Here is a 1796-nt window from a genome sequence, read left to right as displayed (position 1 = left end):
AACCCGGGTCGCGGGCGACCGATTTGATCTCGATGATGCCGTCATAGATTTCCGGCACTTCCATGGTGAACAGCTTGGCCATGAACTGCGGATGGGTACGCGACAGGAAGATCTGCGGGCCGCGCTGCTCGCGGCGCACATCGTAGACATAGGCGCGGACGCGGTCGCCATATTTGTAGTTTTCACGCGGGATCAGCTCATCGCGACGGATGATCGCTTCGCCGCGGCCGAGATCGACGATGACGTTGCCGTATTCGACGCGCTTGACGGTACCGTTGACGATCTCGCCGATGCGGTCCTTGTACTCGTCATACTGGCGGTCGCGTTCGGCCTCGCGGACCTTCTGCACGATGACCTGCTTGGCCGACTGGGCAGCGATGCGGCCGAAATCCATGGGCGGCAGCTGTTCGGCGATGAAGTCGCCGAGCTGGGCGTCGGGATTGCGCTCGCGAGCCGAGGAAATGGCGATCTGCGTGGCGTAGTCATCGACCTTCTCGACCACTTCCATCAGCCGCTGCAGCTTCATCTCACCGGTGTTCGGGTTGATGTCGGCGCGGATGTTGGTCTCCTGACCGTAACGCGAGCGCGCCGCCTTCTGGATCGCATCGGCCATGGCGGCGATGACGATCGACTTGTCGATCGACTTTTCACGCGCGACCGCGTCGGCGATCTGCAGCAATTCAAGTCTGTTGGCGCTTACAACCATCGTTTTTCTCCGGAGCTTGTTTGCCGGGCCTTTGCGCCCGGCAGCTCAATCATAGTTCCTGTTCGTGGTCTTCCGTGGCGTCCGCTTCCGCACCCGACTCGTCATCGTCCGGTTCGCCGCGGCGCTTCTTGGCTTCCTTGCGCGCCCTGTTGTCCTTCGACAGGGCATCGCGGATGAGATCGTCGGTCAGGATCAGGCGCACGTCGGCAATCGCATCGTAGGGGACACGCACCGTCGGCTCCTCGCCATAGGCTGCCTTGTCGCGCTCGATCAGCACATCGTCTTCGCCGGCTTCGGCGATCTTGCCCTTGAAGCGCTTGCGGTCGGCGACGACCATCGATGTTTCCATCTTCACCAGATGACCCGTCCAGGTCGTGAAATCCGATTTACGGACCAGTGGCCGGTCGATGCCGGGCGACGAGACTTCGAGGTGATAGGCCTTTTCGATCGGATCATCGACGTCGAGCGCCGGCGACACAGCGCGGCTGACCTCTTCGCAATCTTCGACGGTCATGGTGCCGTCCTCGCGTTCGGCCATGATCTGCAGCGTCAGCCCGTTCTGGCCCGACAGATGCACCCGCACGAGGCGGAAGCCGATGCCGCGCAGAACCGGCTGGACGATCAGCGCGATGCGCGCATCGATGCCGCTTTCGCGGATGATGCGATCGTCGCCCTCGCTTGCCGTTGCAGTCATTGAAGCCCTGTCGTTCTCTACCAAGTTATCGGCAGGTAATAAAAAAGAGCGGGACCGGGTGGACCCACTCTTCGTCATACCGACCAAGAATTTGAGGCTGATATAGACGATGACGGCCTGTGTTTCAAGCCCGCTGTGCTGGTCGGGCAACGCCGCCATCGAGGCGGCCCGCGCCAGCGTTGCATGGGGCGCATGGCGCCTATGCGGCGACACCCATGGGATCGGCGCTGAAACGCGCCTATTTATGTTGCGCTGCACAAATGTGGCCGTGCGCCATACGTGCGCGAAAGGACATGATCATGAGCAATCGCAAGATATTTTCTGCAATAGGCGACTTCTTCACCGTATTCGGCAGCGCCGTGGCCGCTTCACGGGCCGTGGAAGCCGGTCGCAGGC

General features: G+C 61.5%; 2 protein-coding genes. Both read right to left on the bottom strand.

Annotation, left to right across the window (positions count from 1 at the left end; translation table 11 throughout):
- Nucleotides 1–706: transcription termination factor NusA (gene nusA, locus EN906_RS32965; RefSeq protein ID WP_127375712.1), on the bottom strand; the 706-nt coding region annotated here is incomplete at its 3' end.
- A 49-nt stretch (nt 707–755) separates the two neighbouring features.
- Nucleotides 756–1400, bottom strand: a complete 645-nt coding sequence (gene rimP, locus EN906_RS32960) for a ribosome maturation factor RimP (protein WP_127270712.1) — start codon at nt 1398–1400, stop codon at nt 756–758.
- Nucleotides 1401–1796 lie beyond the last annotated feature (396 nt).

Origin of the sequence: Mesorhizobium sp. M7A.F.Ca.CA.004.06.1.1, from assembly GCF_003999135.1 — a bacterium.
Lineage (GTDB): Bacteria > Pseudomonadota > Alphaproteobacteria > Rhizobiales > Rhizobiaceae > Mesorhizobium.
Note: the sequence above shows the minus strand (reverse complement) of the source record. Positions and strands in the feature narration are given on the sequence as shown.

Bases quoted from the DNA above. Each gene is read 5' to 3' on its own strand.
- rimP (WP_127270712.1), bottom strand. From the start codon at position 1,400: ATGACTGCAACGGCAAGCGAGGGCGACGATCGCATCATCCGCGAAAGC.